Origin of the sequence: Nakamurella multipartita DSM 44233, assembly GCF_000024365.1 — a bacterium.
Classification (GTDB): domain Bacteria; phylum Actinomycetota; class Actinomycetes; order Mycobacteriales; family Nakamurellaceae; genus Nakamurella; species Nakamurella multipartita.
Genome location: NC_013235.1, coordinates 6,005,284 through 6,025,173, shown reverse-complemented (window position 1 = coordinate 6,025,173; position 19,890 = coordinate 6,005,284). Strand labels below are relative to the sequence as shown.

Below are 19,890 nucleotides of genomic sequence, written 5' to 3'. Positions count from 1 at the left end.
GGTTAGCCGCGGCCTGGGAGTGCTGGGCGGTGTCCGCCCAGCCGGAGCATAGCCAGGGCTATGAGGGCGTGTGGAGAGGCGAACCCGAACGCGACTCGGGTGATCAGCCTGATCTTGGCGTTGACGGACTCGACGCGGCCGTTGGACATGTGGTGCTCGATCGCGGCCAGGATGCTGGCTCGATGTCGAGTGATCCGTTTCGCCAGGCTGCTGAACAGGCCGATGCCGGCGGTCCGCGCCCAGGTGATCCAGTTCTCCAGGGCGGTGGCGGCCTGCTCGACCGGCAGTTTGAAGATCAGTCGAAGGCCTTCCTTGAGCAGATACGCGCGGTGCAGGTCGGGGTCGGTCAGCGCGATCCAGGCCAGTTTGACCTGCTGATTCTCGGTGAGGTCCTCCGAGTTTCGCAGCAACGCCGACCGGGCCCCGGCCATGCCCTTGACCAGGTCAGCGCCGGCTTGCCCGGCAGTGACGACCGGGCTCGAGCCGCCCGCGATGCGGTCGACGGCGGCCCGGCGGGCCTGCCGACGGGCCGTGCTGATCACGATGCGTCGTAGCTTGTCCAAGGCGTCGGTAGCCCACCCAACAACATGGAACGGGTCAGCACACCGGACCGCGTTCGGGCATCGCTGCTTGACGACCGTGCTGATGTAGGTGGCGCCGTCGGCCGAGACATGGGTCAGCAGAGCGCACCGATCCGGCCCCAGAAGATCGAAGAACTGGTGCAACGTTGCCGAGTCCCGACCGGGTGCCGCCCACAACAAGTGACCGGTGTCGTGGTCCACCACGACGGTGAGGAACCGGTGGCCACGCTTGTAGGAGATCTCATCGATCCCGAGGCGGCGGACCCCGCGTAACCGGTCCTGCAACCGTTCATGATCGGCCCAGTACCGAGACTCGATCGCTCCGACAGTGCGCCAACTGATCCGCAACAGCTGGGTCGTGGCTGTCTTCGAGGTCTGAGTGGCCAACCACGCCACGGTCCGGTCGAACACCAGGGTTTGGCCCGCGCCGTGCCTGGCCCAGGGCACATGCGCAACGACCACACCATGCTCACGGCACGACACTCGAGGGGCCTCAGCCTCCACCACCGCCCGGGACAACCCCACGTCCACCGTCCGCCACTGCCGACGGCCGGCGCCCCGGTCGTACCACGGCGACCGGCGTCGACACCGGCCACACCGCCCCGCCCACCTCTTCACTGGCCGGACCCGCACCACGATCAAGTCCGGATCATCGACGTCGACGTCCTCAACGATCGCCCCCATCAGGCCCAACGCCCGATGCCATACCCTGTTTCCGCGCACGCCGCTCTCCGCCCACCGTTCCGGGACCTTCAGACAGCCCCAGAACCTAGGCGCGGGAGCGGCGTGTTGCCATTCCCCACCCCAACAAACGACCCACTGATTCAGCAGGAGAGCCACCGAATGTGACTGGTGGGACCGGAGTCGACGACTTCATCCGCGCGGGGGCACGGGGCTGGGGCGGGCGCACTGACCACGCCGCCGGGAACGGCAACGGCCCCGCCCCGCACGAAGGCGGGACGGGGCCGTGAACCGGAGAAGCGGGATCAGAAGTCGATCTCGCCGGCGATGAACTTCTCCACGTTGTCCCGGGCCTGGTCGTCCGGGTACTGCACCGGCGGGGACTTCATGAAGTAGGACGAGGCGGACAGGATCGGGCCGCCCACGCCGCGGTCCTTGGCGATCTTGGCCGCGCGGACCGCGTCGATGATGACGCCGGCCGAGTTCGGCGAGTCCCAGACCTCGAGCTTGTACTCCATGTTCAGCGGGGCGTCACCGAACGCGCGGCCCTCGAGACGCACGTAGGCCCACTTGCGGTCGTCCAGCCACGGCACGTAGTCGCTCGGCCCGATGTGCACGTTGCGGGCACCCATGTCCCGGTCGACCTGGGAGGTGACGGCCTGGGTCTTGGAGATCTTCTTGGACTCCAGCCGGTCGCGCTCGAGCATGTTCTTGAAGTCCATGTTGCCGCCGACGTTGAGCTGCATCGTGCGGTCCAGGATGACGCCGCGGTCCTCGAACAGCTTGGCCAGCACCCGGTGGGTGATGGTCGCGCCGATCTGCGACTTGATGTCGTCACCGACGATGGGCAGCCCGGCCGCCCGGAACTTCTCGGCCCACTCGGGGGTGCTGGCGATGAACACCGGCAGCGCGTTGACGAAGGCGCAGCCGGCGTCGATGGCGCACTGGGCGTAGAAGCGGACGGCGTCCTCGGAGCCGACCGGCAGGTAGCAGACGACGACGTCGACCCGGGCCTCGCGCAGCGCGGCCACCACGTCGACCGGCTCGGCCGGGGACTCGGTGATGGTCTCCAGGTAGTAGCGACCCAGACCGTCGTGGGTGACGCCGCGCTGGACGGCGACACCGGTCGGCGGCACGTCGGCGATCTTGATGGTGTTGTTCTCGCTGGCGTTGATCGCCTCGGACAGGTCGAAGCCGACCTTCTTGGCGTCCACGTCGAACGCGGCCACGAACTCGATGTCGCGCACGTGGTAATCGCCGAACTGGACGTGCATGAGGCCGGGCACGGTCGACTTCGGGTCCGCGTCCTTGTAGTACTCGACGCCCTGGACCAGCGACGACGCGCAGTTCCCGACGCCGACGATGGCCACTCTGATGCTGCTCATGGGGTTTCCTCCTGTGGGTCGACCGGAGCGGGGTGGTTCCCCCCGTGATCGGGTGCTCCGGTGGGTGAGGCTGTGGGGTTGGGGACGGTGCCCGACGCCGGTGGCGGGCGGGGGATGTCGTCCGCGGGCAGCCGGCCGCGCTCGGCATCGATCAGTTCGTTGAGCCAGCGGACCTCACGGTCGGAGGACTCGAGCCCGAGCTGGTGCAGTTCGGCGGTGTAGGTGTCCAACCGGTCGACGGCCCGCCCGACGGCGGAACGCTGCCCTTCGCGGCGCTCCTCGACCCGGCGGCGCCGGCCCTCCAGGATCCGCATCCGGGCCTCGGCCGAGGTGCGGGAGAAGAAGGCCAGATGGACGCCGAACCCGTCGTCCGACCAGGACTGCGGGCCGGTGTCGCCGAGCAGATCGGCCAGCCGTTCCTTGCCGTCCGCGGTGATCCGGTAGGTGACCCGGGACCGGCGCGAGGACAGCGGCACCGCGTCCGCGTCGACCACCGGTTCCTCGGTGGAGACGTGCCCGGCCGCCTCCAACCGGCGCAGCGTCGGGTACAGGGAGCCGAAGCTGAAGGCGCGCAGGGTGCCCAGGGTGGCGGTGAGCCGCTTACGCAGTTCGTAGCCGTGCATGGGGGCTTCGGCGAGCAGCCCGAGAACGGCCAGCTCGAAGACGGTCGAACTTTCCTTGGCGATCGCGCACCCCCTCCGGGAGCTCGGGCCGGCCTCCGCGAGTCGTCGGGCCCGCTGTGGCACTGTGAAGGCACATCAGACCCGCTGCTACATCGGCTGGGTATATCGCCACGATACATCGCGGCGTCGGCGGTCCCGACGCGGCTCGCCCATCCATCGCCAGACTCCATCTCCGCGCCTTGCCCCAATGATTGGGGTACCAATCGTTGGGGTACGATCGTGGGATGACGACGATTCATGAACCCGCAGTCGGTGCGGATCCGCTGGCCCTGGACCAGCAGGTGTGCTTCGCGGTGGTGGTGGCCGCCCGCAGCGTGGTCGCCCTGTACCGGCCGATCCTGGAGCCGATGGGGCTCACCCACCCGCAATACCTGGTCATGCTCGCCCTGTGGCAGCATGCGCCGCTGTCGGTCAAGCGCCTGTCCGAACTGCTGCAGCTCGACCCGGGCACCCTCTCACCGCTGCTCAAGCGGCTCGAGGCGGCCGAGCTCATCGTGCGTCGGCGCAACGCCGCCGACGAGCGGCACCTGGCGGTCGAGCTCACCGAGACCGGACAGGCCCTGCGGGAGCGGGCCCTGCAGGTCCCCCCGGCGGTGATCGACCGGTTGGGCATGTCCATCGAGGAACTGCAGGCCCTGCACCGTGCGCTGACCCGGGTCATCGAGGCGGCCGGGCCGAGCCCGGTGGCTGCCCGATGATCGCCGGTGCGGCCCAGGCGGCCCAGGACGGTGGTCTGTTCGGTGACGGATTCGGCGTCGGCACCATTCTGCTGGTCGCGGGCATGGTGCTGTCGGTCGCCGTCGTCTCCGGGCTGGGCTTCATCGCCCGGATGAACGACCGGTCCGCCGAGCGCAAGTCCGTCCGGCCGCCGACCGACACGGCGGCCGACACTGCGACCGACACGGCGGCCGAGAGGTCCGCCGAGGACGGACGGGAGTAGCTCACCCCCCCGGTCGGGCCGGGTCGGGGACTCCTGATGCGAGCTGGTGCCCCCCGCGTACCCTTGGCCGGGTGCGGACGCAGCGGGGACTGGTGGACTACGCCTTGCAGCGTCGTGCGCTTCTCGCCGAGGTCCGCTCCGGTCGCGCCGGCATCGACGACGTCTGCGACGCGTCCCCGTACCTGTTGCGGGCAGCCAAGTTTCACGGTGTCGCCACCGACGTGGTCTGCCCGATGTGCCGCAAGGAACCGCTGACCCATGTCTATTGGGTGTACGGCGACGAGATCAAGCACATGGCCGGATCCGCCCGGGTGCCCGACGAGCTCGAGGCGATGGCCGGCACGTTCGGCGAGTTCTCCGTCTACCAGGTCGAGGTGTGCCGGACCTGCTCCTGGAACCACCTGGTGGCGGCCTTCGTCATGGGTAAGAAGGGTGAGGCCGCGCCCCGCCGCCGGCGCGCCGTCAAATGACGCCGGCCCGGCCGACCGGTCGGAAGGCCTGATCGCAACGCCGGCCTGACAGGACCGGCAAGTAGCATCGCGCCGTGACTGCGACCCCCCCGGCCGACGAGACTGCGGCGGGACCCGGCGACGAAGCGGGGGCGGCAGGCACACCGGGCGAACCACCGGAACCGACCGAGCAGACCGAACCGACCGAACCGACCGAACCGGACAGCCTGCCGCGCGCGGCGTCGCTGAGCTCCACTGAGCGCGTCATCCCGAGCTGGACCGACCCGACCGTCCGTCGGGCGGCCGACGTGATCGGTGGTCCGATGGGCCGGCACGCGCTGGTCGGGCGCAATCGCCTCATCACCCCGCTGCGGGTGTGCGTGCTGATGGCCATCGTCATCCTGATCGGGGGGTGGCTGTTCAAGGCGGCCTGCATCCAGACCGGCGCCGACGGCACGCTCGACCAAAGCGGGCAGCGGCCGTGGATCGCCGCCTGCTACACCGACGTGGTGCCGCTGTTCGGCTCGCACGAACTGGACATCGGGGCCCTGCCCTACAAGGCCAGCTGGCTGGACAACGGCCAGGTCCGGTACATGGAGTACCCGGTGCTGACCGGCTTCTGGATGTACCTGATGTCTGGCCTGTCCCACGGGTATAGCGCCGTGGCCAAGGCGGTCGGCCTGCCGGTCCCGCTGGACGTGGCCGCCTACTTCACCATCGGCGCCATCGCCCTGGGTCTGCTCTACCTGTGGGCGGTGGCCTGCACGGCCAAGATCGCCCGGCGCCGGATCTGGGACACCGCGCTGATGTGCCTGGCCCCGCTGCTGGTCGTGCACGCCTTCACCAACTGGGACCTGCTGCCGATCGGCTTGACCGCCGGCGCGATGCTCGCCTGGGCGCGGAAGAAACCCGTCCTGGCCGGGGTGCTGTTCGGCCTGGGCACCGCGGCCAAGCTGTACCCGGTGCTGCTGCTGGGTCCGCTGCTGGTCCTGTGCCTGCGCACCGGCAAGATGCGCGAGTGGACCCGCACGGCGGTGGCGGCCGGGGTGGTCTGGCTGGTGGTCAACGTGCCGGTCATGCTGGCCTGGCCGGCCGGCTGGTACGAGTTCATCCGGCTCAACTCCGAGCGGCCCCCCGAGTACGACTCCTGGTACTTCATCTACGCCACGCTGGCCCGTTCCGCGATCTGGGACAAGGCGCCCGGCGCCGACAGCCCGACCCTGGTCAACCTGCTCTCGCTGGCGCTGTTCGCCGTCGCCTGCGTGGCCATCGGCTGGCTGGGCCTGTCCGCCCGGCGTCGCCCCCGGTTCGCCCAGCTCGCCTTCCTGGTGATCGCGGCATTCCTGCTGACCAACAAGGTGTGGTCACCGCAATACTCGCTGTGGCTGCTGCCCCTGGCCGTGCTGGCGCTGCCCCGGTGGCGACCGCTGCTGTTCTGGCAGGCCTCCGAGGCCGTCGTCTGGGTGTTGCTGATGCTTTCGTTCGCCGGCGAGGCGAACAAGGGCCTGTCGATCTACCCGTTCATCAATGCCGCCCTGGTCCGCGACGCCCTGGTGCTGATGCTGGTCTACCTGGTGGTCCGGGACATCCTGCGGCCGGACAAGGACCTGGTCCGGATCGCCGGCGACGACGACCCGTCCGGTGGCGTGCTCGAGGACGCACCCGACCGCTTCACCATCCCGTCGCTCCCGGCGTGGTGGGCCCGGCGTCGCTCGTCGGGCGCCGGAGATCCGGTCGGGACCGGCGAACCGGTGGCCGTCGCGCCGGCCCGGATCGAGCCCGGCTCGTAGCAGGGCCGGTGCGCTGACCGGGTGGATTCCGTCGGCGGATCCGGGGTCCGGGCCGGTCAAAGCGGTGAAACCGACCCAACCCGGATGAGGCGCGGTCACCGGCCCTGCGGAATGGTGACATCCTGTGCAGTGGCAATCCGCCCGGGCCGGGTTGCCACCAGGCGTCGTCGAACGCCGATCTGCGTGGTTGATGTCGGTCAGGTGCCTGCCGTGGTCGAGTGCGCAGCCGCCGACCTGACCCAGGAGACATGCCTATGACGAACAACACCGCCCCCAAGCCGGTCAAGACCCTCTCCGAGGTGATCATCCGGTTTGCCGGCGACTCCGGCGACGGGATGCAGCTCACCGGCGACCGGTTCACCACCGAGACGGCCGCCTTCGGCAACAGCCTGTCGACCCTGCCGGACTTCCCGGCGGAGATCCGGGCCCCCGCCGGCACCCTGCCCGGGGTGTCCGCGTTCCAGCTGCACTTCGCCGACCACTCCGTCGTCACCCCCGGCGACGCGCCGACCGTGCTGGTCGCGATGAACCCGGCGGCGCTCAAGGCCAATCTGGCCGACCTGCCCCGCGGCGGCACGATCATCGTGGACACCGACGAGTTCACCAAGCGCAACCTGGCCAAGGTCGGGTACACCGTCAGCCCGGTCGAGGACGGCAGCCTGGGCGACTACCAAGTGCACCCGGTCAAGCTGACCTCGCTGACGGTGGATGCCGTGGCCAAGGTCGGGGTGAGCCGCAAGGACGCCGAGCGGGCCAAGAACATGTTCGCGCTGGGGCTGCTGTCCTGGCTGTACCACCGCCCGCTGGAGGGCACCCGCCGCTTCCTGGAGACCAAGTTCGCCGGCCGTCGCGAGGTGCTGCGGGCCAACCTGGTCGCGCTGGAGGCCGGCTGGTCCTACGGCGAGACCACCGAGGGCTTCGCGGTCAATTACGAGGTCAAGCCGGCCAGCCTGCCTCCTGGCCGCTACCGGACCATCCGGGGCAACCAGGCCCTGGCCTACGGGCTGGTCGCGGCGGCCGAGCGGTCGAACCTGCCGCTGTTCCTGGGCTCGTACCCGATCACCCCGGCCTCCGACATCCTGCACGAGCTGTCCGCGCTCAAGCACTTCGGCGTGCGCACCTTCCAGGCCGAGGACGAGATCGCGGGCGTGGCCGCCGCGCTGGGCGCCTCCTACGGCGGCAGCCTGGGCGTCACCACCACCTCGGGCCCGGGCATCGCGCTCAAGGCCGAGACCATCGGCCTGGCCGTGGCCCTGGAGCTGCCCCTGGTCGTGGTCGACGTGCAGCGCGGTGGACCGTCCACCGGGTTGCCGACCAAGACCGAGCAGGCCGACCTGCTGCAGGTGCTGTTCGGCCGCAACGGTGAGGCGCCGGTGCCGGTGGTCGCCGCCCAGACCGCCTCCGACTGCTTCGACGCCGCGCTGGAGGCGGCGCGGATCGCCCTGACCTACCGCACCCCGGTTTTCCTGCTCTCCGACGGGTACCTGGCCAACGGCTCCGAGCCCTGGCTGATCCCGGACGTGGCCTCGCTGCCCGATCTGCGGGTCGAGTTCGCCACCGAGCCCAATGCCGGGACCGAGGACCGCCCGCTGTTCCTGCCTTACCTCCGGGATCCGGACACGCTGGCCCGGCCCTGGGCCATCCCCGGCACCCCCGGCCTGGAGCATCGGATCGGCGGCATCGAGAAGAAGGACGGCACCGGCGAGATCTCCTACGACCCGGCCAACCACGACCACATGGTGCGCACCCGGGCGGCCAAGGTCGCCGGGATCCAGGTGCCGCCGCTGGAGGTGGACGATCCGGACGGCCAGGCCGACCTGCTGGTGCTGGGGTGGGGCTCGACCTACGGCCCGATCACCGGTGCGGTCCGGGTCCTGCGGGCCCAGGGCGTCTCGGTGGCCCGGGCGCATCTGCGGCACCTGAACCCGATGCCGGCCAACTTGGACGAGGTGCTGCGCCGCTACCGCCGGGTCGTCGTGCCGGAGATGAACCTGGGCCAGCTGGCCCTGCTGATCCGTGGGCTGTATCTGGTAGACGCGATCGGCATCAATCAGGTGCGAGGTCTGCCGTTCCGGGTCGACGACCTGGTCGGCGCCATCCGCTCGGCCCTGGACGGCACCATCACCCGCACCGCGGTCGGCAGCGCCGGCCGGTACGGCGCGGGCCCGAGCATCCCGTCGATCACCGTCGGCGACGATCCGGAGCTGGCGGACACCCCACCCGATCGGGAACCGGACCCCGTGCCGGACCAGGAGCCGGTGCCCGCCGGTTCCGGCCCGGCCACGAACGGAGGCACGCGATGACCGAGCCCACCACCACGACCACCACCGCGACCAGCAGTCCGGCCGCCGTCCGGCCCGCTCGGCGGGCCCCCGCCGCGTCGCTGGCCGGGGCGCCGGCGCTCAAGCTGATCCCCAAGGCCGAGAGCGTCCTGACCGCGAAGGACTTCAAGTCCGACCAGGAGGTCCGCTGGTGCCCGGGCTGCGGTGACTACGCGATCCTGGCCGCCGTGCAGGGGTTCATGCCCGAACTCGGCATCCGCCGGGAGAACACGGTGTTCATCTCCGGCATCGGCTGCGCCGCCCGGTTCCCGTACTACATGAACACCTACGGGGTGCACTCCATCCACGGCCGCGCGCCGGCCATCGCCACCGGCCTGGCGATCAGCCGACCCGACCTGTCGGTGTGGATCGTCACCGGTGACGGCGACGCGCTCTCGATCGGCGGCAATCACCTGATCCACGCCCTGCGGCGCAACGTCAACCTCAAGATCCTGCTGTTCAACAACCGGATCTACGGGCTGACCAAGGGCCAGTACTCGCCGACCTCGGAGGTCGGCAAGCGGACCAAGTCGACCCCGCTGGGCTCGCTGGACACCCCGTTCAACCCCGTGTCGGTGGCCCTGGGCGCGGAGGCCAGCTTCGTTGCCCGGACCATCGATTCCGATCGCCAGCACCTGACCTCGGTGCTGCGGGCGGCCGCGGTGCACCCGGGTACGGCCCTGGTGGAGATCTACCAGAACTGCAACATCTTCAACGACGGCGCGTTCGAACCGCTCAAGGACGCCACCAGCAAGGACGAGGCGACGATCCGGCTGGAGCACGGCAAGCCGATCCGGTTCGGCATCGGCGGGCACCGCGGGGTCATCCGCAACGCCCGGGGTCGGCTGGAGGTGGTCGACGTCGACCAGGTCGGTGAGGACGCGCTGATCGTGCACGATGCGCACGACCCGGACCCCTCGACCGCGTTCGCGCTGGCCCGGCTGGCCAATCCGGAGAACCTGGACAACACCCCGATCGGGGTGTTCCGGGACGTCACCCGGGGCAGTTACGACTCGGCGATCCGCGCCCAGATCGACACCGCCGTCGCTGCGCACGGAGTCGGTGATCTGGCCGGGCTGCTCGCCGGCCGCGACACCTGGACCGTCAGCTGACCGGTCAGGTCGAACCCGGCGACCTCGAACCACACGACGTGGACGAGGTGGCCCACCCCCGCTCGGACGGGGGGCCGGCGGGCCCCGGGGCAGTCCCCGGCCCGCAGCGCCGGCCCCCGTACGGGCGCAATCCGTTGCTGGCCGCGCACGGCGTCCGGGCCCGGGCCGAGATCGTCGAAGCGGCCCGGGACCTGTTCACCCGCAACGGCTACCAGGCGACCACGGTGGAGGCGATCGGCGAGGCCACCGGCCGGTCCGGGGCCGCCGTCTACCAGTACTTCTCGGGCAAGTTCGAGATCTTCGCGATGTTCCTGCAGGAGATCGGCGACGAGCTGTTGCGGCTGGCCCTGCAGTTCCCCCAGCTCAGCGACGACGCAGCCGGCCGGGCCCGGCTGCGGGACTGGATCGCCCAGCTGATCGAGGTGGTGGAGTACCACTCCGGCACGTTCCTGGGCTGGTCGCAGGTCCAGTACGGGGAGCCGGAACTGGGCATCCTGGGTCAGGCCAATTTCCAGAAGTACCAGGCCGGCGTGGTCGACGGCCTGGCCCGGTCCGGGGTCCATCCGCCGACGCCCGAGGTGGTGCCGGTCGGGTTGCTCTCGGTCGTCCAGTGGAGCACGCTGCTCAACGCCCGGCGGCCCGACCCGGTCGACCGGACGGCCCTGGCGGCCGCCCTGGCCCGGATGCTCAATGCGTTCCTGTTCAGCCCCTCACCGTCCGCGGCGTCGTCCGACGGCGAGGACGATCCGGTGGCCGTCGACCGGCTGCCGGTGATCCCGCTCGGCGACGTTCTCGGGTTGCGCCGGCCGGTCACCTCTCGTGGGGTCGGGACGGTCCAGCGGATCATGCTGGCCGCCGCCGATCGGTTCCGGGTCAACGGCTACCGCGGGACGAGCCTGAACGACGTGGCTGCCCGGGCCGGCGTCAGCCACGGCAGCGTTTACACCTACTGGGCCGACCGGGAGGCGCTGTTCGCCACCCTGGCTCAGGACGTGCTGGTCGCGATCGAGCGCCAGCAGCGACTGTTGCCCAGCCGGCCGCCGTCCGGCGAATCGATCGACGCGTGGGTGGAGGGCTGGGCCTCGATGATCGAGACCCACGGCAGCGTGCTCTATGTCTGGCAGCACGAGGTGGACGCGCCGGCGCTGGGTCCCCTGGCCGACCGGCGCGACCAGGTGCTGGACGGCATCGTCGACCGGCTGCTGGCGCTGGCCGCGGATCCGCCCGACGGCCGGGAACCGATGTCGGTGGCCCTGCGCGCGGTGCTCACCGACGTGCCCTACGTGCTGTCCACTCAGCTGGCCATCCTGCCCCGGGCGGCGGCCAGCGGGTTCGTCGCGGCCCTGCTGCGGGCCGGGCTGGGCGTGGGCCCGCCCCCGTCGTGACCTCGCGGTGAACCGGAGCCCGTGGTGACGCTGGTCGAGCAGATCCGGGCCGGGTTGCGGGCGGTCGCCGAGCCCGACCGGGCGCCGCAGATGCAGGCCTACATGCGGTCGACGATGCCCTTTCTCGGCGTCCGTCGCCCGCTGGTGCGGCGGCTGGCCCGTGAACTCGCCGGACCCGCGGCCGAGCGGAGCCAGTTGCTGGCCGCGGCCACCGACCTGTGGCGCACGGGTCACTACCGGGAAGAGCGGTACGCCGCAATCGACCTGCTGGGTCTACGGGCCAACCCGCGGACACCTGGCCACGCTTGCCCTGGCCACCGAGATGATCGTGACCGGGGCCTGGTGGGATCACGTGGACGCCGTCGCCCCGCTGGTCGGCGCGATGCTGCGGGCGCACCGGCCGGCCGTCGAGCCGCTCGTGCGCGGCTGGTCGGTGGACCCGGACCGGTGGCTGCGGCGGGCCTCGATCATCTGCCAGCTCGACGCCAAGGCGGCGACCGACCGCAGACTGCTGACCGACGTCATCGAGGCGAACCTGGCCGACCGGGAGTTCTTCGTCCGCAAGGCCATCGGCTGGGCCCTGCGCCAGTACGCGCGGACCGACGCCGACTGGGTGCGCGCCTTCGTGGTCACCCATCGCGACACGCTCAGCCCGCTGTCCTATCGGGAGGCGGTCATGCACCTGACCTGACAGGGTGGCGATGCCGGGCGGACGGCCCGGCTCCGACAGATCCGGCCCGGAACATCGCGGAGGTTGCATCATGCAGGTCGAACTTCGCCACAGCCCCTCATTCGCCGTCGTTCGCCTGCACCTGGCGCCGGGCGAGCAGTTCCTCGGCGAGGCCGGGGTCATGGTCATGCAGTCGTTCGGGGTCACCGTGTCCTCGCAGATGCAGGGCGGCTTCATGTCCGCGCTCAAGCGGTCCGCGCTGGGCGGTGAGTCCTTCTTCATCACCACGTTCACCGGGCACGCGCAGTCACCGACCTGGGTCGACGTGGCGGCCCGGCTGCCCGGCGACGCCACCGTCATCGAATGCCGGCCCGACCGGCCGCTCGTGTTGACCAAGGGGTCCTGGCTGGCCAGCGAGATGGGCGTCAACCTGGACACCAAGTGGGGCGGGGCCAAGCTGCTGTTCGGCGGCGAGGGTGGCTTCGTCGTGCACTGCACCGGCCAGGGCAAGGTGGTCGCCGGCTCGTTCGGTGCCCTGGATCTGATCGAACTCGCGCCCGGTCAGGGGTTCACCATCGACACCGGCCACCTGGTCGCCTACGACGACGGCATGCAGGTGCAACTGCGCAAGGTGGCCAAGGGCTGGATCCAGACCGGGAAGTCCGGCGAGGGCTTCGTCATGGACATCCAGGGTCCCGGCCGGGTGTGGACGCAGAGCCGCAACGCCAATGCCCTGGTCGACTGGCTGACCCAGGTGCTGCCCTTCAGCCGGTCCTGACCGGTCCGCCGCCGGACCGGATGAAACGCGGTGTGACCGGCGGGTGCGGCGGGTACGTACGGTTCACGGTCACGTACCGTGAGTGTCCCTCGCGTCCGCGGGGGGCAGATCGAGACTTCAAGTGGGGAGACGCATCGTGGCGATTCGTCGGGGGTGGGCGACGGCAGCAGCCGTCGGGACGTCGTTGGTGCTGATGGCCGGGTGCAGCTCGGGGTCGAACTCCGCGGGCACGACGTCGGCGGCCACGTCCGCGGCGACCTCGACCTCCTCGTCGGCGGCGATGACCAGTTCGTCCGCCAGTTCGCCGATGGCGACCTCGTCGGACGCCGACTCGATGACCGTGCCGTCCCCGACGACCACGGTGGGCGGGGATGCCACCACGCTGGATGCGCAGTCCACCGCCTGGTTCGAGACCTTCTGCACCGGCCTGCAGCCGTTGAATGCGCTCCGCAACGTGGACTCCCAGCAGGGCTTGGCCGACGCGATGACGCAGGCCGGTCAGGCCTTCCAGGCCACCGCCGCGCAGCTGGCGACCCTGCCGCCGCCCACCTTCGAGGGCGGCTCGGAGCTGTCTCAGACCTCGCAGGCGGCGATGCAGTCCTTCGGCCAGACCTTCACCGAGTTCGGCCAGCGGGTGCTGACCATCAAGGACGGCGACACCGCGGCGCAGCAGCAGTTCCAGCAGGACCTGCAGGCGGCCGCCGCCGAGTCGCCGGCGGCTCAGATCAAGCTCAACCCGGAGCTGACCAAGGCCGTTCAGCAGATCCCCGCCTGCCAGACGCTGGGCAGTTCCTGATCGAACGCCGGCCGGGGTGATCGTCGGCTGCGGCGACGATCACCCCGGACCGGCAACCAGCTTCGAGTGCACCGTCTACAGCAGTTCCAGGATGGTCGCGTTGGCCTGCCCGCCGCCCTCGCACATGGTCTGCAGCCCGTAACGGATCCCGAAGGCGCGCTGGTGGTGCACCATCGCCGTCATCAGCCGGGCCCCGGAGGCACCCAGCGGGTGTCCGATGGCGATCGCTCCGCCGCCGGGGTTCAGCGCCTTCTCGACCCCGGTGTCACCGCCGGCCAGATCGGCCAGCCAGGCCAGCGGCACCGCGGCGAACGCCTCGTTCACCTCGAACACGCCGATCTCGTCCAGCCGCAGCCCGCTGCGCTGCAGCGCCTTGCGGGTGGCCGGGATCGGTGCGGTGAGCATGATCACCGGGTCGGCCGCGGCCAGCACCGCCGTGTGCACCCGGGCCAATGGGGTCAACCCCAGCTCGCGGGCCTTGTCCGAGGTGGTCATCAGCAACGCCGCGGCCCCGTCGGAGATCTGGCTGGCGTTGCCGGCGGTGACCACGCCGTCGGCCGCGAAGGCCGGCCGCAGCGAGGCCATGGCGGCCAGGTTGCCGCCGCGGCGTACCCCCTCGTCGACCTGGACCGGCTCGCCACCGGTCAGTTCCTCGGGTACCGGCACGATCTGGTCGTCGAACCAGCCGGCGTCCTGCGCAGCCGCGGCCTTCTCGTGCGAGCGCAGGCTGTACTCGTCGAGCTGGGTCCGGGACAGTCCCCACTGCTGCGCCACCATTTCGGCGCCGACGCCCTGGTGCGGCGTCACCTCGCCGTACCGGCCGGTCCAGCCGCTGGCGCTGAACGGCGATCCGGCCACCTGCCCGGAGGCTCCCATCGGGACCCGGGACATCGACTCGACCCCGCCGGCCACGACCAGGTCGTACTGGCCGGCGATCAGCCCGGCCGCGGCGAAGTGCACCGACTGCTGCGAGCTGCCGCACTGCCGGTCGATGCTCACCCCGGGCACCGAATCCGGCCAGCCGGCCGCCAGCAGCGCCGTGCGGGCGATGTCGGAGGTCTGCTCCCCGACCTGGCTGACACAACCCCAGATCACGTCGTCGACCAGGCCCGGATCGATGCCGGTACGATCCACCAACGACCGCAGGATGTGGGCGGACAGGTCGACCGGGTGGACCCCGGACAGGCCGCCGTTGCGCTTGCCGACCGGGGTGCGGACCGCTTCGACGATCACCGCATCGCGCATGGGGACTCCTCAACCTGGGGCGAACATCTTCCGGACGCCCAGCCTACGAGCATCAGCCTACGAGGAAGTGAACGACCGTGAACGTCGGGTCGGGCGCAGCGACAGCCGGGTCTGCCGGCCCGCATTCCGGCGGGGCGGCCGGCTACTCGGGCACCCCCTTGCCGCGCAAGCTCGGGGTCGGCCCCGACTCGCGGGTGCTGGTCCTGGGCGCCGTTGACGGCTTCGATCCGGGAGCCCCGTTCCACCGGCGGCCCGGCCGGGGTCCCTACGACGTGGTGATCCTGTTCTGCCCGGATCGGGCCACCCTCGCGCGCCGGTTCGTCGGCGCGGCCGCCCGGCACACCGTCGACGGCATGATCTGGGTCTGCTGGCCCAAGCGGGCCTCCGGCGTCGTCACCGATCTGGACGAGAACGCCGTCCGGGAGTACGGCCTGACCCACGGGCGGGTGGACGTCAAGGTCGTGGCGATCGACGCGACCTGGTCCGGCCTGAAGTTCGTGATCCGGCGGCGGGATCGCTGAGGTCGGCTGGTCACGCTGCGCTCGGCTGGTCACGCTGCGCTCGGCTGGCCACGCTGTGCCCGGCTGGTCACGCTGTGCCCGGCTGGTAACATCGTGGGGTTGCAACCGAACCCGCCGGGTCATCGTGGCCCAGGCGGGTTCAGTCATGCTTCACCCTCCTGTCGCGGACCGACCGCGGCCGACCTAGCCCATAGGAGGTGCACATGAGCGTTTCGACTGCTCATCGTCACTACGAGCTGCTGCTCATCCTCGACCCCAACCTCGACGAGCGGACGGTGGCACCGTCCATCGACACGTTCCTCAACGTCATCCGCCAGGGTGGCGGTTCCGTGGAGAACGTCGATATCTGGGGCAAGCGCCGCTTGGCGTTCGAGATCAAGAAGAACCCGGAAGGCATCTACGCGGTCATCAAGGTGACCTGCCCGTCCGCCGTGGTGACCGAGTTGGACCGTCAGCTGAACCTGAACGAGTCCGTGCTCCGCACCAAGATCATCCGCCCTGACGCCAAGTAAGGGGAGATCACATGGCCGGCGACACCATCATGACCGTGATCGGCAACCTGACCGCCGATCCGGAACTGCGCTTCACCGCCTCCGGTGCGGCCGTCGCGAACTTCACCGTGGCGTCCACCCCGCGCACCTTCGACCGGGCCTCCGGCGAGTGGAAGGACGGCGAGGCGCTGTTCCTGCGCTGCAACATCTGGCGCCAGCCCGCTGAGAACGTGGCCGAGTCGCTCACCCGGGGTGCCCGGGTCATCGTCTCGGGCCGGCTCAAGCAGCGCTCGTTCGAGACCAAGGAAGGCGAGAAGCGCACCGTCATCGAGCTGGAGGTCGACGAGATCGGCCCCTCGCTGCGGTACGCGACCGCCAAGGTCAACCGGGCGCAGCGCTCGGACGGCGGCGGCGGAGGCGGTTACGGCTCCGGCGGTGGGTCTCGTCCGGCCGCGCAGAACGACGACCCGTGGGGTTCGGCCCCGCCGGCCGGTTCGTCGTCCGGCTACTCGGACGAACCGCCCTTCTAACGGCTCGTCGTCACCCTTTCCGATCTTTTTGACGCTCACGTACCCACGGAGACATTCCCATGGCCAAGCCCCCCATCCGCAAGCCCAAGAAGAAGGTGTGCGCGTTCTGCAAGGAGAACGCGCAGCCGATCGACTACAAGGACACCACCCTGCTGCGCCGGTTCATCTCCGACCGCGGCAAGATCCGGGCCCGTCGGGTCACCGGCAACTGCACCCAGCACCAGCGCGATATCGCGACCGCGGTCAAGAACGCCCGCGAGGTCGCTCTGCTGCCGTACACCTCCACCGCCCGCTAGCCAGGAAGGACGACGCATCATGAAGCTCATTCTGACCGCGGACGTGCCCGGCCTGGGTGCCCCCGGCGACACCGTCGAGGTTCGCGACGGCTACGGCCGCAACTACCTGCTGCCCCAGGGCAAGGCCATCGTGGCCACCAAGGGTGCGCAGAAGCAGGTTGCCACCATCCAGCGCGCGCAGCTGGCCCGTGAGATCCGCGGCGTCGAGCACGCCAACGAGGTCAAGCAGGCTCTGGAGGCGCTGGGCGAGAAGCTGACCATCGCCGCCCGCACCACCGGTGACGGCACCAAACTGTTCGGCTCCATCACCGCCGTCGAGATCGCCGACAAGGTGCGCTCGGTCGGCGGTCCGGTGCTCGACCGCCGGACCATCGACACCAACGGTCACATCAAGACCGTCGGCGCGCACAAGGTCGCCGTCAAGCTGCACCCCGGCGTCACCGCCGAACTGGTCGTCCGGATCACCGCCGGCTGACCGAATCACTGCACGGCCGACGGCCGGTCCCGGACTCCGGGGCCGGCCGTCGTCGTGTGTGGGCCCTCAGTTCGGGTCGGGGTGCGGATTCGGGTCCGGGCTCGGGTCCAGATCCTCGGCCACCTTGCTGGCCACGGCGGCCGGCACGACCACCACCGGCACCGGCGAGTACCGGATGATCTTGGTCGCCCGGGAGCCCACGAACACCCGGGCCAGAGTGCCCAGCGGCGACGAGCCGACCACCAGGACCTCGCCCGGCTCCCACTCCAGCTCGTCCATCACGTCGGCCCAGTCCGAACCGGTCGCGATCTCCGCGGAGGCCGACGCGGGCAGCAGGGCCAACTCGCTCAGGCGGTCCAGCGCCGCCCGCTGGAACTGGCGGACCTGCTCGGTCCACTGGCTCAGCACCATGTCCTCGGCGCCCAGCCCCACCTCCGGTGGGTACATGGTGCGTCCACGCACGCCGAAGGTCACCACCCGCAGGGCCCCGCCGATCCGCCGGCTCATCCCGGCCACCGCCAGCAGCAGATCGCCGGACTCCTCGGTGCCCGAGTACGAGCAGCTCATCCGGCTGATCGCGGTGCAGTGGGCCCGGTACCCGCGGGGCGCGATGGCCACCGGCAGCGGCGAGGAATGCAGCAACGGTTCGGAGGTCGACCCCAGCACGACCTGCCCGGACCGGCCGTCCCGGGAGGAGCCCAGCACCAGCAGGTCGCCCTCGGCGTCCGCGCACGAGCGGGACAGCGCGGCGGGGACGGACCGCCCGGCCACCTGGCCGTAGGAGACCGACAACTCCGGCGCCTTGGCCGCCATGAACTGCCGGGCCTGGTCCAGGGCGGCCTCGCCCTGGGCGGTGGCCCAGGCTTGGAACTCGGCATCCACCTTGGCCATCGACGGGGTGGTCCAGTGCTGGGGTGTGACGGTGGTGACGACCACCGGCTCGGGCCGGCCCGACCGGGCCAGCAGCACGGCCAGTTCCAGGGCGTCCCGGCCGCCCTTGTGCGGGCTGAAGCCGACGACGATCGTCATCGGGCGTCGTCCTGGGTCGGCGCATCGGGGTCGACCACGGTGGCCCCGGCGTTGAGCTCGGAGTGCCGGCGGCCCCAGAAGAAGTAGAAGGTGAGCACGATCGCCAGCCACAGCAGGAACCAGGCCCAGGTGACCCAGGACAGCCCCGACAGCACGTACAGGCAGGCCAGCACGGACAGCACCGGGGTGACCGGGTAGCCGGGCACCTTGAAGCCGCGGGGGATGTCGGGCCGCGTTCGGCGCAGGATGATCACACCCAGCGAGACCACGATGAACGCGACCAGGGTGCCGATGGAGACCAGATCGGCGAGCTTGTCCAGCGGCACCAGCGCGGCCAGGATCGCGACCACCACGGCCACCACGACGGTGTTGAACACCGGGGTCTGGCTGCGCGGGTTGACCTGGGCGAACTGCCTGGGCAGCATGCCGTCGCGGCCCATGGCGAACAGGATGCGGGTCTGCCCGTACATGGTGACCAGGGTGACCGAGAAGATCGAGATGACCGCCCCGGCGGCCAGCACCGTGCCCGGCCAGGGACTGCCGACGATGGTCTCCAGGATCTGGGCGAGACCGGCCTCTTGGCCCTCGAACTGCTGCCAGGGCTGAGCGGCGAGAGCGGCCAGGGCGACCAGCACGTAGATGGTGACCACGGTCAGCAGGGCGAAGATGATCGCCCGCGGCATCGTGCGTTGCGGATCCTTGACCTCCTCGCCGGCGGTGGACACCGCGTCCAGGCCGATGAAGGAGAAGAAGATCGTGCCGGCCGCCGCGCCGATCCCGGAGACGCCGAACGGGGCGAAGTCGCTCAGGTTGCCCGAGTCGAACGCGGTGAAGCCGATGACGATGAACATGCCCAGCACGGACAGCTTGATGATGACCATGACGGTGTTGACCGCGGCGGACTCGCTGGCCCCCCGGATCAGCAACAGCGCGCAGAGCGCGATCAGGATGACGGCCGGCAGGTTGAGCACGCCCGGGCTGTCGTCCCACGGCGCGTGCGAGAGCGAATCGGGCAGGTGGACGCCGATCACGTTGTCCATGAGCTTGTTCAGGTACTGGCTCCAGCCGACCGCCACGGCGGCGGTGGACACCCCGTACTCCAGCAGCAGGCACGCCGCCACCCCCATCGCGACGACCTCGCCCAGCGCCGCATAGGCGTAGGAATAGGTCGAGCCGGAGACGGGGATCGCCGAGGCCAGCTCCGCGTAACAGATGGCCGCCAGACCGGCGGCCAGGCCGGCGACCAGGAACGAGATGATCACCGACGGGCCGGACTTGGGCACCGCCTCGGAGAGCACGAAGAAGATGCCGGTGCCGACCGTGGCGCCGACCCCGAACATGGTCAGCTGGAACGTGCCGATGGTCCGCTTGAGCTCGGGGCCGTGCGCCGCGCCGGCCCGCATGTGATTGACCGGCTTGCGCCGGAACAGCTGGGTGCTCAACCCGGCGCCCGGTCCTGCTCCTGAACCCGATGCTCCTGGATGTGGTGCTGCGCTGCTCACCGTGTGCCCCCCGTCGCCGACCGACCGCTGGCCGTCACGCCTGTCGGCGCCGCGTCGCGGGTCGCCGGAAACCAATCACGCCCCATCAGGTGGGTCAAGCGCTTCGGTCATGTCGAAACACGGCCGAACCACGATCGTGACGCAGCGAGATCAGGTCCGCCGCGCCACACTCGAAAAAAGTCACTGTCGGTAATGGGGGGCGGGACGGGTCGATCGATGGTCGCCTCCGG

General features: G+C 70.5%; 22 protein-coding genes and 1 pseudogene. 16 read left to right on the top strand and 7 right to left on the bottom strand.

Translation table 11 applies throughout. From position 1 onward, the window contains the following. Positions 1–2 precede the first annotated feature (2 nt). From NAMU_RS26705 to NAMU_RS26695, 3 genes are all read right to left on the bottom strand, one after another. Positions 3–1,304 carry an ISL3 family transposase gene (locus NAMU_RS26705; protein WP_015750448.1) on the bottom strand — a complete coding sequence of 434 codons (1,302 nt, stop codon included), beginning with the start codon at positions 1,302–1,304 and terminating at the stop codon, positions 3–5. Between the two features lie 263 nt (positions 1,305–1,567). After that, complete coding sequence (locus NAMU_RS26700) at positions 1,568–2,647, bottom strand: inositol-3-phosphate synthase (RefSeq protein ID WP_015750447.1); 1,080 nt, start codon at positions 2,645–2,647, stop codon at positions 1,568–1,570. Then, complete coding sequence (locus tag NAMU_RS26695; RefSeq protein ID WP_407669267.1) at positions 2,644–3,333, bottom strand: PadR family transcriptional regulator; 690 nt, start codon at positions 3,331–3,333, stop codon at positions 2,644–2,646. Before NAMU_RS26695 ends, NAMU_RS26700 begins: the two co-directional genes overlap by 4 nt. A 221-nt stretch (positions 3,334–3,554) precedes the next feature. On the opposite strand from NAMU_RS26695, the gene NAMU_RS26690 reads away from it, so the two are divergent. From NAMU_RS26690 to NAMU_RS26650, 10 genes and pseudogenes are all read left to right on the top strand, one after another. Then, complete coding sequence (locus NAMU_RS26690; RefSeq protein WP_015750445.1) at positions 3,555–4,028, top strand: MarR family winged helix-turn-helix transcriptional regulator; 474 nt, start codon at positions 3,555–3,557, stop codon at positions 4,026–4,028. After that, a complete protein-coding gene (locus NAMU_RS26685) occupies positions 4,025–4,270 on the top strand; it encodes a hypothetical protein (RefSeq protein WP_015750444.1) in 246 nt (81 codons plus the stop codon). The genes NAMU_RS26690 and NAMU_RS26685 overlap by 4 nt, the downstream gene beginning before the upstream one ends. Before the next feature lie 71 nt (positions 4,271–4,341). Continuing rightward, complete coding sequence (locus NAMU_RS26680) at positions 4,342–4,740, top strand: DUF5318 domain-containing protein (RefSeq protein WP_015750443.1); 399 nt, start codon at positions 4,342–4,344, stop codon at positions 4,738–4,740. Between the two features lie 74 nt (positions 4,741–4,814). After that, positions 4,815–6,509, top strand: coding sequence for a glycosyltransferase family 87 protein (locus tag NAMU_RS26675; RefSeq protein WP_015750442.1), 1,695 nt, complete (start codon positions 4,815–4,817; stop codon positions 6,507–6,509). 254 nt (positions 6,510–6,763) lie between these two features. Then, the gene (locus tag NAMU_RS26670; RefSeq protein WP_015750441.1) at positions 6,764–8,812 is read left to right on the top strand and encodes a 2-oxoacid:acceptor oxidoreductase subunit alpha; all 2,049 of its coding nucleotides are present in this window, start codon (positions 6,764–6,766) and stop codon (positions 8,810–8,812) included. Beyond that, complete coding sequence (locus NAMU_RS26665) at positions 8,809–9,942, top strand: 2-oxoacid:ferredoxin oxidoreductase subunit beta (protein ID WP_015750440.1); 1,134 nt, start codon at positions 8,809–8,811, stop codon at positions 9,940–9,942. The genes NAMU_RS26670 and NAMU_RS26665 overlap by 4 nt, the downstream gene beginning before the upstream one ends. 38 nt (positions 9,943–9,980) lie before the next feature. After that, on the top strand, positions 9,981–11,327 hold the full coding sequence (locus NAMU_RS26660) for a TetR/AcrR family transcriptional regulator (protein ID WP_041369496.1): 1,347 nt from the start codon (positions 9,981–9,983) through the stop codon (positions 11,325–11,327). A 90-nt stretch (positions 11,328–11,417) separates the two neighbouring features. Next, positions 11,418–11,549: pseudogene (locus NAMU_RS32030) on the top strand (DNA alkylation repair protein); the annotation flags it as partial. A gap of 106 nt (positions 11,550–11,655) precedes the next feature. Continuing rightward, on the top strand, positions 11,656–12,018 hold the full coding sequence (locus NAMU_RS31295; RefSeq protein ID WP_217180673.1) for a DNA alkylation repair protein: 363 nt from the start codon (positions 11,656–11,658) through the stop codon (positions 12,016–12,018). Positions 12,019–12,088: 70 nt separating this feature from the next. Continuing rightward, positions 12,089–12,775 (top strand): TIGR00266 family protein, encoded by a 687-nt coding sequence (locus NAMU_RS26650; RefSeq protein ID WP_015750438.1) that lies wholly within the window; start codon positions 12,089–12,091, stop codon positions 12,773–12,775. Positions 12,776–12,892: 117 nt separating this feature from the next. On the opposite strand, the gene NAMU_RS30195 is transcribed toward NAMU_RS26650, so the two are convergent. Continuing rightward, positions 12,893–13,135 (bottom strand): hypothetical protein, encoded by a 243-nt coding sequence (locus NAMU_RS30195; protein WP_015750437.1) that lies wholly within the window; start codon positions 13,133–13,135, stop codon positions 12,893–12,895. On the opposite strand from NAMU_RS30195, the gene NAMU_RS26640 reads away from it, so the two are divergent. Beyond that, the gene (locus tag NAMU_RS26640; RefSeq protein ID WP_138180503.1) at positions 13,110–13,571 is read left to right on the top strand and encodes a hypothetical protein; all 462 of its coding nucleotides are present in this window, start codon (positions 13,110–13,112) and stop codon (positions 13,569–13,571) included. The two genes, NAMU_RS30195 and NAMU_RS26640, sit on opposite strands and share 26 nt — an antisense overlap. 75 nt (positions 13,572–13,646) lie before the next feature. Here the strand turns inward: NAMU_RS26640 and NAMU_RS26635 are convergent, their stop codons facing one another. Next, positions 13,647–14,816 carry a thiolase family protein gene (locus NAMU_RS26635; protein ID WP_015750435.1) on the bottom strand — a complete coding sequence of 390 codons (1,170 nt, stop codon included), beginning with the start codon at positions 14,814–14,816 and terminating at the stop codon, positions 13,647–13,649. A gap of 77 nt (positions 14,817–14,893) precedes the next feature. Between NAMU_RS26635 and NAMU_RS26630 the strand changes: the two genes are divergently transcribed. From NAMU_RS26630 to rplI, 5 genes are all read left to right on the top strand, one after another. After that, the gene (locus tag NAMU_RS26630; protein ID WP_015750434.1) at positions 14,894–15,337 is read left to right on the top strand and encodes a hypothetical protein; all 444 of its coding nucleotides are present in this window, start codon (positions 14,894–14,896) and stop codon (positions 15,335–15,337) included. 203 nt (positions 15,338–15,540) lie between these two features. After that, on the top strand, positions 15,541–15,849 hold the full coding sequence (gene rpsF, locus NAMU_RS26625) for a 30S ribosomal protein S6 (RefSeq protein WP_015750433.1): 309 nt from the start codon (positions 15,541–15,543) through the stop codon (positions 15,847–15,849). An 11-nt stretch (positions 15,850–15,860) separates the two neighbouring features. Next, entirely contained in the window at positions 15,861–16,358 is a 498-nt protein-coding gene (locus NAMU_RS26620; RefSeq protein ID WP_015750432.1) for a single-stranded DNA-binding protein, read from the top strand. A 59-nt stretch (positions 16,359–16,417) separates the two neighbouring features. After that, positions 16,418–16,654 (top strand): 30S ribosomal protein S18, encoded by a 237-nt coding sequence (rpsR, locus tag NAMU_RS26615; protein WP_015750431.1) that lies wholly within the window; start codon positions 16,418–16,420, stop codon positions 16,652–16,654. A 19-nt stretch (positions 16,655–16,673) separates the two neighbouring features. Continuing rightward, a complete protein-coding gene (gene rplI, locus NAMU_RS26610; protein ID WP_015750430.1) occupies positions 16,674–17,129 on the top strand; it encodes a 50S ribosomal protein L9 in 456 nt (151 codons plus the stop codon). A gap of 66 nt (positions 17,130–17,195) precedes the next feature. On the opposite strand, the gene NAMU_RS26605 is transcribed toward rplI, so the two are convergent. Next, positions 17,196–18,158, bottom strand: coding sequence for a universal stress protein (locus NAMU_RS26605; RefSeq protein ID WP_015750429.1), 963 nt, complete (start codon positions 18,156–18,158; stop codon positions 17,196–17,198). Further along, a complete protein-coding gene (locus tag NAMU_RS26600) occupies positions 18,155–19,561 on the bottom strand; it encodes an amino acid permease (RefSeq protein WP_052308259.1) in 1,407 nt (468 codons plus the stop codon). Before NAMU_RS26600 ends, NAMU_RS26605 begins: the two co-directional genes overlap by 4 nt. Positions 19,562–19,890 lie beyond the last annotated feature (329 nt).